Below are 13696 nucleotides of genomic sequence, written 5' to 3' on the forward strand. Positions count from 1 at the left end.
TCTTTTTACGCCGTGGCGGTTTCGATCTGCTCGGTGAGCTCTAACCAGCGTTCTTCCAGCGTCCCGATTTCGTTCTCGATGGCTTTCAGGCGTTTGCCGGTCTGGGCCATTTCCGCCGGGGCGGTTATGGCTGCCAGCGAAGCCTGCAGGTTGTCACGTTCCGTCGTCAGGGACAGCATGCGGGTATCGATTTTTTCCAGCTCCTTGCGCAGCGGTTTGGTGCTTTCCGACTGCTGCTGGCGGCGCTGGGCGTCGTCTTTTTTGCTCGTAGCCGATTTTTTTGCATCAAAAGTGCCTGTAGCCCCCGTGGATGGGGCGCTGTCAGCTACGGTTTTGGTAGCGGCGGCAGGTGCGGCGCTGCTGCTGGATTTTTTGGCTTCTTCGCGCTGACGTTTGGCGTGGTCCAGCAAATACTTTTGGTAGTCGTCCAGGTCGCCGTCAAACGGTGCGACGCCGCCTTGCGAGACCATCCAGAACTCGTCACACACGGCGCGCAGCAAGGCGCGGTCATGGCTGACCAGCATCACGGTGCCTTCAAACTCGTTCAGCGCCATCGACAGCGCCTCCCGCGTGGCCAGGTCCAGATGGTTGGTCGGCTCATCGAGCAGCAAGAGGTTGGGGCGCTGCCAGACGATCATGCACAACACAAGGCGGGCTTTTTCGCCGCCGCTCATGCTGCCCACGGCCTGTTTGACCATGTCACCGCCAAAGTTGAAGTTGCCCAGGAAACTGCGCAAGTCCTGCTCGCGGGTGGGCTGGTTGCCCAGCTTGCCGGCGGCGCTGACTTCCTTGACGAGGCGAATCATGTGTTCCAGCGGGTTGTCGGCGGGACGTAACACGTCCAGCTCCTGCTGCGCGAAATAACCGATGTTCAGGCCCTTGCCTTCGGTCATGTCGCCTTGAATCGGAGCGAGGGCGCGCGCCACGGTTTTCACCAGGGTTGATTTACCCTGGCCGTTAGCACCCAGAATGCCGATGCGCTGGCCGGCCAGCACCGACTTGCTGACGTTTTGCACGATGACGGTGGGTGGTGTGCCTTCGGGTGCGTCTTCCGGCGCCGGGTAGCCAAAGTAGGCGTTCTGCATCGACAGCATGGGGTTGGGCAGATTCGCCGGTTCCTTGAACTCGAAGGTGAAGTCGGCTTCGGCCAGCAACGGCGCGATTTTTTCCATGCGGTCCAGCGCCTTGACCCGGCTTTGCGCCTGTTTGGCCTTGCTGGCCTTGGCCTTGAAACGGGCGATAAATTTTTGCAGGTGGGCAATCTTGTCCTGCTGTTTCGCATAAGCACCTTGTTGCAGCGCCATTTGTTCGGCGCGCAGGTCTTCAAACTTGCTGTAGTTGCCGCCGTAACGCGTGAGTTTGGCGCTTTCGATATGAACGGTGACGTTGGTCACGGCATCCAGGAATTCGCGGTCATGGCTGATGACCAGCATGGTGCCCTGGTAACGCTTGAGCCAGGCTTCCAGCCAGACCAGCGCGTCCAAATCCAGGTGATTGGTCGGTTCGTCCAGTAGCAGCAGGTCGGACGGGCACATCAGCGCGCGCGCCAGTTGCAGCCGCATACGCCAGCCACCGGAGAAGCTGTTGACGGGGTTGTCGAGTTCGCTGAGCTTGAAGCCCAGGCCCAGAATCAACGCTTGCGCACGCGCTTGCGCGTCATGCGCGCCGGCGTCGTAAAGCTCCATGTAGGCGTGGGCCATGCGGTCACCGTCGCCGCTGGCCTCGGACGCATCAACTTCTGCCTGCGCGGCCTGCAACACCACGTCGCCTTCGATCACGTAGTCGGTGGCGCTTTGCTCGGTCTCTGGCATGTCCTGCGCCACCTGCGCCATGCGCCACTGCGCGGGAATATAAAACTCGCCGCCGTCTTCGTGCAAGGTGCCGTTGAGCATGGCAAACAGCGATGATTTGCCCGCGCCGTTACGCCCCACTAGGCCGACGTTTTCGCCCGGGTTGAGGGTGACAGACGCGCTGTCGAGAATCACTTTGGAGCCACGACGCAGCACCACGTTTTTAAGGGTAATCATTTAAAACAGACAAGCTCAGGAAAATTATCGGACGGGAAGGCCGGGACGCAGGCGCCAATCCAGGTACTGCCGCGTCAGCGGTCAGCCCTGGTCAGGGCCCGCGCTGGCCTCGAACCACAGGGGTTCAAGCTCGGGAAGAGCGCGTTCGAAATGCGCGCGCTTATTGCCAATTTCCAGCACCAGGACAGCATTTTCGCTCATATGGCGGGCGGCGTTTAGAAAAAGGCTTCTTATACAGTCCATGCCGTCCCGTGAATCAGGCGATGGGCAACGGCAAAAGCAGCCGGGAACGACACCAAGGAGATGCCGCTGTTTGGGCCGGCGACGGTTTTGCCTGGCCAAAACCAAGCCAAATGCACTGAATGACAGGAATGGCTCTAAAGCTTTATCCGGATGTTTTCTTGATGAAAATCGCCTATAGACCAAACACCAGCCAAGTACGTTGCTATCAATTGAGTAGCAATCAAGCCGCATGCCTGCTACTTTAGGCTTACAGGGCAGCGGGGGCCGTGGGATAAACTTTCACTTCATCGAGGGACTTTCGCCGTGCAAGGCGGCGCTCCAGACCCACAAGACAAAAAGACAACAGCCGGACGACAAGCGCCAGGCTGAGGAAAACAAGAAATGACCCATTCTTCGAGCGGCGCAAACGCGTCTTTCACTTTTTTTGCGCTCTCCATCCTGGGGGCACTGGCAGGATCTGCCCTGGCGCAGGGGCAGCCCGCCACGCCTGTCGACGCCGCTCGCCCCAAGTGGGGGGCTTACCTTGACCTGGAGGCCAAGCCCGGCAACAAACGCAGTCTGGGCGAGGTGGACCTGTTTGTTCCGCTTGCGCAAGACGGGCGCACTCTTTTCTTCGGCAATCTGCGCGGCCGCTTCGCGGACGGCAGCAGCCGCGAAGGCAACCTCGGGCTGGGTGTGCGCCGCATGTTAGACAACGGCTGGAATATCGGCGCCTACGGTTATCTGGACCGCCGCCATACCCCGCAGGGCAGCAGCTTTGGTCAGGCCACGCTGGGCGTGGAAGCCTTGGGACGTGACTGGGATTTACGCGCCAATACCTACACCCCTTATGGCAGCCGGGTGAACAATCTGGGGGCCGGCCCCGTCACCGCCACGCTATCGGGCACCAGCATCCAGGTCACCACCCCGGGCATGCGCCAAGAGCGCGCCCTGGGCGGTTATGACGCCGAGGCGGGCTGGCGCCTGCCCGTGTTCCGCGCCGACGAGGCGCAACAATTGCGCGTCTATGTGGGCGGCTACCGCTTTTCCGACAGCGTGACCCGGGTGGTGGGCACGCGCCTGCGCGCCGAATACACGGTTGCCGAATTGCCGCAGTTGTGGAAAGGCGCCCAGATGACCCTGGGCGCCGAAGTTCAGAACGACGACGCGCGTGGCAACCAGCGTTTTGTCAGCCTGCGCCTGCGTATTCCCTTCGGTGGCGGCAGCCAGACTGGGGAGCGCAGGCTCACGACACAGGAACAGCGCATGACGGCGCCCATTGTTCGCGATGTGGACATCGTCAGCCAGGTCGTGACCGGTGCCTCTGTGGTGGAAACTGCCAGCGCACTGGCCGGCGGGCAAAACTTCACCCTTCTGTCCAGCGACTCGACCACGGGGGCTGCCCTGCCCGGGGCCGTTGCCGCGGCCGGCGCCAACAGCACGGTCGTGCTCGCCGGCTCGTTCAACACCAGCGCCATCACGCAGTTGCAGCCCGGCCAGACCTTGATGGGCGCGGGCCCCTTGTCCGTGCGCACCCCCAGCGGCCGTATCGCCACGTTTAACGCGCCCGGCGCCACCATCACCGGTGCCGTGGCCGGCAACAACGGAGCGGTTCATATGGCGAGTAACAGCACCCTGACCGGCATGACGGTCAGCAATCTGTCCACCGTTGGCAACCTCCCCGATCCCAATCCCTATGCCGTTAAGGTCGACGGCGTCAGCAATGCACGCATCATCAACAATGATCTCAGCGTCGTGACGAATGTCGGCGTGGGCTCCGCGCAGGCCATCCAGATTTCCAACAACGCCAGCAATATTCTCGTCAGCGGCAACCGCCTCACGGCCACCGGCAGCAATACCGCCATCGGCGTCAACGTGGTGGACTCCAGCGCCACGGTCACCAACAACATCCTCAGCGCCAGCGGCGGCACCGCCCTCGAGAGCCGCGCCACCAGCGTCAACAACGCCAACATCCTTCCCGGCTCCACCGGCAACACTATCGTCAAGGGCATGTGCCACGTACTCGGTGCAGGTACAGGATCTCAGATCAGCTTCACCAATGCGGCGAGCTGCGGGCCCTGAGACGCCAATGAAAGGTGTCTGAAGGCCCTGCAAACCGAGGGCAAGCCATGGCGCCTACAGATTCAGGACAATAGCGGGGCTGCCTGGCTCACGGCCGCCGCCTCAATGCGGGTACCCAGCGTTCAAGCCAGTTGTTGGCGCGTGAGGAGCAACACCTGGTCGGGGCCGGCGCTGGTTTCAAACCAGAGCGGCTCCAGCTGCGGGAAAGCACGTTCAAAATTCTCGCGCTCGTTGCCGATTTCCAGCACCAATACCGCGTTGTCGCTCATGTGGCGGGCGGCGTTCAGAAAAAGATGTCGGATGAAATCCATGCCATCGTCGCCGCCGGCCAATGCCAGGGCCGGTTCGGCCCGGAATTCCGCCGGCAGGGCGGCCATGGTGGTCGCGTTCACATAGGGCGGGTTGCACAAAATCAGGTCATAGGGGCCGGGGCAGGCGGCCAGGCCGTCGGAGGCGATCAGCGTGATGCGCTCGGACAACTGGTGTTTGTCCACATTGATGCGGGCCACGGCCAGGGCGTCCGGGCTGATGTCGGCGGCGTCCACCGTCACGTCGGGATAAACCATGGCGGCCAGCACGGCCAGGCTGCCGTTGCCGGTGCACAGGTCCAGCACGCGTTGGGTGTCTTCGCTGAGCCAGGGATCAATGCTTTCATCCACCAACAGCTCGGCAATAAAAGAGCGCGGAATGATCACGCGTTCGTCGACGTAAAACGGTACACCCTGCAACCAGGCCTCTTTGGTGAGGTAGGCGGCGGGCTGGCGCGTGCTGATGCGCGCTTCCAAAAGTGTAGCTATCTGCGCAACATCGGCGGGGGCTACAGGTCTGTTTTCTACTGAATCCAGGTCATCCAGCGGCAGCCCCAGGCGCCACAGCACCAGCCAGGCGGCTTCGTCAAAAGCGGTGAGTGTGCCCTGGCCAAAACCATCGGACTGGCTCAGGCCGGCGGCTTCCAGCCGGTCGGCCCAGTGTTCGATCAGGGCCAGCACCGTCGGCTGAGATGTCAAGGTAGTCATAAAGCGGCCAGACGCTCCAGCACGCCTTTGTAGATGTTTTTCAGCGGGTCCAGCGAGCTGACCAGCACATGTTCGTCAATTTTGTGGATGGAGGCGTTGATCGGGCCGAACTCGATCAGTTGCGGGCAGATGCTGGCGATAAAACGCCCGTCGCTGGTGCCGCCTGTGGTGGACAGCTCGGTGCTCAATCCGGTTTCGGCCTGGATGGCGCCGCTGACGGCCTGCACCAGCTCGCCCGGCGTGGTCAAAAAGGGCTGGCCGCCCAGGGTCCATTTCAGCGTGTAGGCTAGCTGGTGTTTTTGCAACACGGCCTCCAGCCGTTCTTTCAAACTGTCGGCGGTGGATTCGGTGGAAAAGCGGAAATTGAAGTCCACCACCAGTTCGCCCGGGATGATGTTGGACGCGCCTGTGCCGCCGTGCACATTCGACACCTGCCAGCTGGTCGCCGGGAAAAATGCATTGCCGGCGTCCCACTCGGTCGCCACGAGCTCGGCCAGGGCAGGCGCAAAGCGGTGAATCGGGTTGTCGGCCAGGTGCGGGTAGGCGATGTGGCCTTGCACACCTTTGACCGTGAGTTTGCCGCTCAGGGTGCCGCGCCGGCCGTTTTTGATCATGTCGCCGAGTTGCAGCACCGAGGTCGGCTCACCGACGATGCAGTAGTCCAGCACCTCGCCGCGCGCCTTGAGCTGCTGGCAGACCACCACCGTGCCGTCAACCGACGGGCCTTCTTCGTCGCTGGTGATCAAAAAAGCGATGGACAGGTTCGGCTCGGGGTTGGCGGCCAGAAACTCTTCCACCGCCACGACCATGGCGGCGATCGAGGTTTTCATGTCGGCCGCGCCGCGGCCGTACAAAACGCCGTCGCGGTGGCTGGGCGTGAAAGGCGGGCTGGTCCACTGCTCCAGCGGGCCGGTCGGCACCACGTCGGTGTGGCCGGCGAAAACCAGGGTGCGCGGCGCTACGGAATTGGTAGCTGCCTGCGCCCGTCCTGCCTGGGCTAGTGGGCTAAAACCTTTAAATTTTGCCCACAAATTGGTAACGCGGAAGTTTTCCGGCCCGCTGACGATGGTTTCGCATTCGAAACCCAAGGGCTCAAGCCGCGCGGCGAGGATGGCCTGGCAACCGGCGTCGTCCGGCGTGACCGAGGGGCGGGAGATGAGTTGTTCTGCAAGTCGAAGGGTAGAAGACATGAAAAGGGGCCGGGGCCGCGTTTAAAGAGGGGTGAAGCCGGAGCTGCCGTATTTCGAATCGTGCCGCACGTCCAGGACGATTTCCGTGAAAGAGGCTTCGTCATCGGGATCTTCTTCGGGCTCCATGGCTTTGGCCGCGATGGCAAAGTCGTTTTCCAGGCGCCACATCAGGTTGGTCGGCGAGTCGGCGTGTTGCAGGCCTTCCTTGCGTGTGACCGTGCCGTCGCCGATCAGCCTGGCGATGTCCTGCTCAAAGGTCTGCGAACCTTCGGCCATGGATTTTTCCATGGCCTCCTTGACGCCGGAAAAGTCGCCTTTTTCAATCAGCTCGGACACCAGTTTGGTGTTGAGCATGACCTCGACCGCCGGCGTGCGGCCGCCGGCTTGGGTGCGCAGCAGGCGCTGCGAGACGATGGCTTTCATGGCCGCACCCAGGTCGCCCAGCATGGTGTTGCGCACCTCGACCGGGTAAAAACTCAGGATGCGGTTCAGCGCCTGGTAGCTGTTGTTGGCATGCATGGTGGCCAGGCACAGGTGGCCGGACTGCGCATAAGCAATCGCGGCCGACATGGTTTCGCGGTCACGGATTTCGCCGATCAGGATCACGTCGGGGGCCTGGCGCAGCGCGTTTTTCAGCGCCACCTGCAGCGACTGTGTATCGCTGCCGACCTCGCGCTGGTTCACCAACGATTTTTTGTTGGTGAACAAAAACTCCACCGGGTCTTCAATCGTCAGGATATGGCCGGCGGTGGTCGCGTTGCGGTGGTCCAGCATGGACGCCAAGGTGGTGCTTTTGCCGGCGCCGGTGGAGCCGACCATCAGCAGCAGGCCGCGCTTTTCCATGATCAGGTCGGCCAGAATGGGCGGCAGGCTCAGACTGTCCAGCGGCGGGATGTCGGTAGGCACATAACGAATCACCACGGCATAGGTGTTGCGCTGGCGGAAGCCACTGATGCGGAAATTGCCGACACCGGCCAGCGGAAACGCCATGTTGAGCTCGCCCAGCTCTTCCATTTCCTCGATACGCTCGGGCGGCAAGACCTCGGCCAGCAGGTTGCGCGGCGCATCGGCCGGCAGGATCTGGCTGTTGATGGGGATGGCTTCGCCGTTGATCTTGATCAAAGCCGGGGAATGAGCCGACAGGTAAACGTCGGAGGCCTTTTTGTCAGCCATCAGACGCAGAATTCTTTCCATCGTGCTCATCGTCCCGCCTTTCAGTTAGTCACCCCCGTGGCGGGAGATTAATCGCGCAAGAGGTCGTTCAGGCTGGTCGTGGCGCGGGTTTTCGCATCCACACGTTTGACGATCACGGCGCAGTACAAAGAGTATTTGCCGCCGGCCTTGGGCAGATTGCCCGAGACCACCACGGAACCGGCCGGAATGCGGCCATACGTGATCGTATCGGCTTCACGGTCGTAAATCGGCGTGCTCTGGCCGATGTACACACCCATGGAGATCACCGAGTTTTCTTCAACGATCACGCCTTCAACGATTTCAGAGCGGGCACCGATGAAGCAGTTGTCTTCAATGATGGTCGGGTTGGCCTGCAAAGGCTCCAGCACGCCGCCCAGGCCCACGCCACCGGAGAGGTGCACGTTTTTGCCGACTTGTGCGCAGCTGCCGACCGTCGCCCAGGCGTCCACCATGGAGCCTTCATCGACATAAGCGCCGATATTCACGTAGCTGGGCATCAAAATCGCGCCCTTGGCGATGTAGCTGCCGCGGCGCGCCACAGCGGGCGGCACCACACGCACGCCGCTGGCCTTCATTTCTTCTTCGCTCAGGTGCGCAAACTTGGTCGGCACCTTGTCGTAAAAACCGAGGTCGCCGGCGCGCATCAACACGTTGTCTTTCAGGCGAAAGCTCAGCAACACGGCTTTTTTGATCCACTGGTGGGTGGTCCACTGGCCCACGCCCTGGCGTGTGGCCACGCGCAGACGACCGGCGTTGAGTTCGGCGATGGTGTGTTCCACCGCGTCCTGCACTTCCTTGGAAGCAGCGGTGGGGGACAGGTTGGCGCGGTCGTCCCAGGCGGCGTCGATGATGCTTTGCAATTGGTTTTCAGTCATTTTTTAGATCAGGTGGATTGAATAAATTGGACAATTCGTGCGGCGGCTTCCGCACATTCAGCGGTTTCTGCCACCAGCGCCATGCGGATTCGCCCGGCGCCGGGGTTGTGGCCCTGGGCTTCGCGGGCCAGGTAACTGCCTGGCAACACCACGACATTGTAGAGAGCGAGAAGCTCGCTGGAAAACGCCGCGTCGTCATTGTTGAAACGCGCCGGGATTTGCGCCCACAGGTAAAACCCGGCGTCTGGCAAAGCCACATCCATCACCGCCGACAACATCGGCGTGACCTGGGCAAACTTCTCGCGGTACATGGCGCGGTTGTCGACCACATGTTGCTCGTCGTTCCAGGCGGCGATGCTGGCAGCCTGCACGATGGGGCTCATGGCGCTGCCGTGGTAGGTGCGGTAAAGCAAAAAGGGCTTGATCAGCGCGGCGTCGCCGGCGACAAAACCGCTGCGCAGGCCGGGCACATTGCTGCGTTTGGACAGGCTGGTCAGGGCGATCAGGTTCTTGAAGTCGCTGCGGCCCAGCTGCGCCGCGGCCTGCAAGGCGCCCAGCGGCGGCTCGTCGCGGAAATAAATCTCGCTGTAACACTCGTCCGAGGCGATCACAAAGCCATGGCGGTCGCTGAGTTCAAACAGCAGTTTCCATTCTTCCAGGCCCATGACGGCGCCGGTCGGGTTGCCGGGGGAACAAACAAACAACAGCTGGGTTTTGGCCCAGACCGCTTCGGGTACGCCGGCCCAGTCGATCGCAAAGTTGCGCGCCGGGTCGCTGGGGGCAAACCAGGTCTGCGCGCCGGCCAGCAAGGCCGCACCTTCGTAGATTTGGTAAAAAGGGTTGGGGCAGACCACCGTGGCCTCAGCCCGGGTCGGGTCTATCACGGTTTGCGCCAGCGCAAACAGGGCTTCGCGCGAACCATTCACCGGCAAGACCTGGGTCACTGGGTCCAGCGCCAGGCCGTAACGGCGCAACATCCAGTCGACCATGGCTTGCCGCAGCCTGGGTTCACCCGCGGTCGCGGGGTAGTTGGCCAGGCCGGCCAGACTGGCGCTCAGCGCGGTTTTGATTAGTTCCGGCGTCGCGTGTTTGGGCTCACCTATACCCAGGCTGATGGGCCGGTAAGCCGGGTTGGGCGTGATGCCGGCGTGGAGTTGGCGCAGCCGCTCAAAAGGGTAGGGCTGCAGGCGGTTCAACAATGGATTCATGGCGGGGATTATCCAGCCTGAAACGACGTCAGGCGGCGCCATCTTCGGATGTGCAAAGGCTGCGCTCCTTGCTTGCTACCAAATAGATAGCTTCTTGCGCATACAGGGCAAAGGCTGGAAGCCAATTTGACGTATAAAATCGATAAAAACCTCACGCTGAGCACGCCATCCTGCCCGGCCCAGAGGGCCAATGCACAGCATGACACCCTTTTTACAGCGGTCAGCCTGGCCGGCTCGGGTAACATTGCGGGCTTGTGCATTGCTTGAAGCGGCTTGGGTGCGCCTTAAAAGCGCCATAAAAATCAACAAGTTAGCTTCAAAGCGCCAAGAAAAACAGGGTTAGCCGTGCGTCTTAATTCAATCAAGTTATCCGGCTTCAAATCGTTTGCGGAGCCGACCAATTTTGTGCTGCCAGGCCAGCTGATAGGCGTGGTGGGCCCCAATGGTTGCGGCAAGTCCAACATCATGGATGCCGTGCGCTGGGTGCTGGGCGAAAGCAAGGCCTCCGAGTTGCGCGGCGAGTCCATGCAGGACGTGATTTTTAACGGCACCAACACGCGCAAACCCGCCAGCCGCTCCAGCGTGGAACTGGTGTTCGACAACGCCGACCAGCGCGCCGGCGGCCAGTGGGGACATTTTGCCGAGATCGCCGTCAAGCGTGTGCTGACACGCGACGGCACGTCGAGCTACTACCTGAACAACCAGCCGGTGCGCCGCCGCGACGTGCAGGACGTGTTCCTGGGAACCGGCCTGGGCCCACGCGCCTACGCCATCATTGGCCAGGGCACGATCAGCCGCATCATCGAGTCCAAACCCGAAGAGCTGCGCCTGTTTCTGGAAGAAGCGGCCGGTGTGTCCAAATACAAGGAACGCCGGCGCGAAACCGCCAATCGGCTCAGCGACACGCGTGAAAACCTGACCCGTGTCGAAGACATTCTGCGCGAGCTCAATGCCAACCTCGACAAGCTGGAAAAACAGGCCGAGGTGGCGCTGCGTTACAACACCCTGCATGCCGATGGCACGCTCAAGCAGCACCAGCTGTGGTTTCTCAAACGCATGGAGAGCGAAGCCGACCAGGCCAAGGTCAAGGCCGACGCCGCCAAATCGGTCAACGACCTGGAAAGCCGCATTGCCGACTTGCGCCACATCGAAGCCGAACTGGAAACCATTCGCCAGGCGCATTACGCCGCCGGTGACCAGGTGAACCAGGCCCAGGGCAAGTTGTATGAAGCCAGCGCCGAAGTCGGCCGGCTGGAAGCTGAAATCCGTTTTGTGGTCGAAGGCCGGCAACGTGTCGAGCAGCGCCTGGCACAACTGAAAGAACAAACCAGCCAGTGGGCCGAGCGCAAGGACTCTGCCGCCCTTGAAACTGAAAGCCTGGCCGAACAAGCGGTGCAGGCCGAAGAACAGGCCGAACTGCTGGCCGCCCAGAGCGAAGACCAGGCCGGCCAGTTGCCCGCGCTCGAAGAGGCGCTGCGTTCGGCGCAGTCCAAGGCCAATGAGCAACGCAGCAGCGTCGGCCAGGTGCAGCAGCAAATCCAGGTGCTGGCCGCCGACCAGCGCAACATCGAGGAGCAGTCACGCGCCCTTGGCCTGCGCCACGAGCGACTCAGCGCCGACAAAAATGCGCTGAATGCGCCCGATGAAACGCGCCTGCTCAACCTCAACACCCAGTTTGCCGCGGCCCAGGAAGCGCAGGAAGAGGCCGAAGCCCGCCTGCACGAGCTGACCGACAGCGTGCCCCAGCTGGACGAAGACAGGCGCACGCGCCAGCAGGCCGTCAACACCGAGTCGGCCAAACAGGCCGAGTTGTCGGCGCGTATGGAAGCGCTGAAGGCACTGCAGGAAAAAGTCAAAACAGACGGCAAACTCAAACCCTGGCTGGCCAAACACGGCCTGGACAGCCTGCAGGGCTTGTGGAGTCGCATCCACATCGAACAAGGCTGGGAAAACGCGCTGGAAGCCGCGCTGCGCGAACGGCTGGGCGCGCTGGAAGTCAGCCGCCTGGACATGGTGCGCGGTTTTGCCGGCACCGATGGCCGCGATACGCCGCCGGCCAAACTCTCGTTTTATTCGCCGCCGTCCGCCGCCGCACCGGCCAAGGCCTCCGGCCACAGCCTGAAACCCCTAGCCGATTTGCTGCGTTTGAGTGATGCCGGCCAGGCCGCCTTGCTCGGCGACTGGTTACATGGCTGCTTCACCGCGACCAGCCTGGACGAGGCACTGGCCGCACGCCAGCAGTTGCAGGCCGGCGAGGTGATTTACGTCAAAAGCGGCCACGCCGTGAGTTTGCACAGCGTGAGTTTTTACGCCCAGGATTCCGAGCAGGCCGGCTTGCTGGCTCGGGCCCAGGAAATCGAAAACCTGGACAAACAATTGCGCGCCCAGGCCCTGATCAGCGACGAAACCCGCAGCGCCCTGATACGCGCCGAAGCGGCCTACGCCGACGCGGCCCAGCGCCTGGCCACGGCGCGCCGCGAGACCGCCGAAGGGCAAAGCCGTACCCACGAGCTGCAGGTTGAGGTCTTGCGCCTGACGCAACTGGCCGAACAAACCCGCGCGCGCAGTCAGCAAATCGCTGGCGATCTGGCTGAAATCGACGCGCAGATGAACGACTTGCAGGAACGCAAGGTCACGGCCGAGGCACGTTTTGAAGAGCTGGACATGCAGCTGGCCGACAGCCAGGAGCGCCACGCCCAGCTGGACGACCGCGTGATCGAAGCCGAACGCAAACTCAACGAATCACGCGAGCAGCAGCGAGCGCTGGAGCGCCAGTCGCAGGAAGCGCAGTTTTCGCTGCGCAGCCTGGCCTCGCGCCGCGACGAGTTGACACGCTCCATCGCCATTGCCGCGCAGCAAGCCGCGTCGATTGCGACCGAGGAGGAACGGGCCAAAGAGGAACTCTCGCGCCTGACCGATGCCGCCGCACAAGCCGGCTTGCAAAGTGCACTCAGCGTCAAGCTGGAGCGCGAGGCCGATCTGGGCGCCAAACGCAGCCAGTACGACGACCTGACCACCAAGCTGCGTGCCAGCGACGAGCGGCGTTTGCAGCTGGAGCGCGAGCTGGACCCGCTGCGCCAGCGCATCACCGAATTCCAGCTGAAAGAGCAAGCCGCCCGCCTGGGCTTTGAGCAATACGCGCAACTGCTGACAGACGCGCAAGCCGACCTGGCCGCGGTGGAGCAATCCATCCAGACCGGCAATGTGCGCCTGACCGGCTTGCAGGGCGAGATCGACCGCATCAACCGCGAAATCCAGTCCCTGGGCGCCGTCAACCTGGCCGCGTTGGACGAGTTGAGCAGCGCGCGTGAACGCAAGCAGTTTCTTGATGCGCAATCGGCCGACCTGAATGACGCCATGGCCACGCTGGAAGACGCGATCAAGAAAATCGACATGGAAACACGTGACTTGTTGTCGTCCACCTTCGAGACCGTGAACCGCCATTTCGGCGAGATGTTCCCGCGTCTGTTTGGCGGCGGCAATGCCAAACTGATGATGACGGGTGAGGAAATCCTGGACGCCGGCGTGCAGGTGCTGGCCCAGCCGCCGGGCAAGAAAAACCAGACCATCCATTTGTTGTCGGGCGGCGAAAAAGCGCTGACAGCCATTGCGCTGGTGTTTGCGATTTTCCAGCTCAATCCCGCACCGTTTTGCCTACTCGACGAGGTGGATGCGCCGCTGGACGACGCCAACACCGAGCGTTATGCCAAGCTGGTGTCCAGCATGAGCAAGGAAACGCAGTTTCTTTTTATCAGCCACAACAAAATTGCCATGGAAATGGCCGAACAATTGATTGGCGTGACCATGCAGGAGCAGGGTGTGTCACGCATCGTGGCCGTGGACATGGAAGCAGCCCTTGGTTTTGCGGAAGCAGCATAAATA

The 13696-nt window shown here is 61.9% G+C and carries 8 protein-coding genes and 1 pseudogene; 2 read left to right on the forward strand and 7 right to left on the reverse strand.

Features of this window, described 5'->3' with window-relative positions; all coding sequences use genetic code 11:
* Positions 1-5: 5 nt before the first annotated feature.
* Both ACHMXK_RS11415 and ACHMXK_RS11420 read right to left on the reverse strand, forming a co-directional pair.
* A complete protein-coding gene (locus ACHMXK_RS11415) occupies positions 6-2027 on the reverse strand; it encodes an ABC-F family ATP-binding cassette domain-containing protein (protein ID WP_397440392.1) in 2022 nt (673 codons plus the stop codon).
* Between the two features lie 81 nt (positions 2028-2108).
* Positions 2109-2276 (reverse strand): annotated as a pseudogene (locus tag ACHMXK_RS11420) (50S ribosomal protein L3 N(5)-glutamine methyltransferase); the annotation flags it as partial.
* Positions 2277-2651: 375 nt separating this feature from the next.
* Between ACHMXK_RS11420 and ACHMXK_RS11425 the strand changes: the two are divergent.
* Entirely contained in the window at positions 2652-4331 is a 1680-nt protein-coding gene (locus tag ACHMXK_RS11425; RefSeq protein ID WP_397440394.1) for an inverse autotransporter beta domain-containing protein, read from the forward strand.
* Positions 4332-4453: 122 nt separating this feature from the next.
* Here ACHMXK_RS11425 and prmB read toward each other — a convergent pair whose 3' ends face one another.
* From prmB to dapC, 5 genes are read right to left on the reverse strand one after another with little or no spacing between them, the layout of a single operon-like run.
* Positions 4454-5347 carry a 50S ribosomal protein L3 N(5)-glutamine methyltransferase gene (prmB, locus tag ACHMXK_RS11430; RefSeq protein ID WP_397440396.1) on the reverse strand — a complete coding sequence of 298 codons (894 nt, stop codon included), beginning with the start codon at positions 5345-5347 and terminating at the stop codon, positions 4454-4456.
* Positions 5344-6537 (reverse strand): succinyl-diaminopimelate desuccinylase, encoded by a 1194-nt coding sequence (dapE, locus tag ACHMXK_RS11435; RefSeq protein WP_397440398.1) that lies wholly within the window; start codon positions 6535-6537, stop codon positions 5344-5346. The genes prmB and dapE overlap by 4 nt, the downstream gene beginning before the upstream one ends.
* A gap of 21 nt (positions 6538-6558) precedes the next feature.
* Positions 6559-7740, reverse strand: coding sequence for a PilT/PilU family type 4a pilus ATPase (locus ACHMXK_RS11440; protein WP_397440400.1), 1182 nt, complete (start codon positions 7738-7740; stop codon positions 6559-6561).
* A gap of 38 nt (positions 7741-7778) precedes the next feature.
* On the reverse strand, positions 7779-8606 hold the full coding sequence (dapD, locus tag ACHMXK_RS11445) for a 2,3,4,5-tetrahydropyridine-2,6-dicarboxylate N-succinyltransferase (RefSeq protein ID WP_397440402.1): 828 nt from the start codon (positions 8604-8606) through the stop codon (positions 7779-7781).
* Between the two features lie 8 nt (positions 8607-8614).
* Positions 8615-9814 (reverse strand): succinyldiaminopimelate transaminase, encoded by a 1200-nt coding sequence (dapC, locus tag ACHMXK_RS11450; RefSeq protein WP_397440404.1) that lies wholly within the window; start codon positions 9812-9814, stop codon positions 8615-8617.
* 345 nt (positions 9815-10159) lie between these two features.
* On the opposite strand from dapC, the gene smc reads away from it, so the two are divergent.
* Positions 10160-13693 (forward strand): chromosome segregation protein SMC, encoded by a 3534-nt coding sequence (smc, locus tag ACHMXK_RS11455; RefSeq protein WP_397440406.1) that lies wholly within the window; start codon positions 10160-10162, stop codon positions 13691-13693.
* The last annotated feature ends 3 nt before the right edge of the window (positions 13694-13696 follow it).

The sequence above is a fragment of the Polaromonas sp. UC242_47 genome, from assembly GCF_044452385.1.
In the GTDB taxonomy this organism is placed as follows: domain Bacteria; phylum Pseudomonadota; class Gammaproteobacteria; order Burkholderiales; family Burkholderiaceae_C; genus Polaromonas.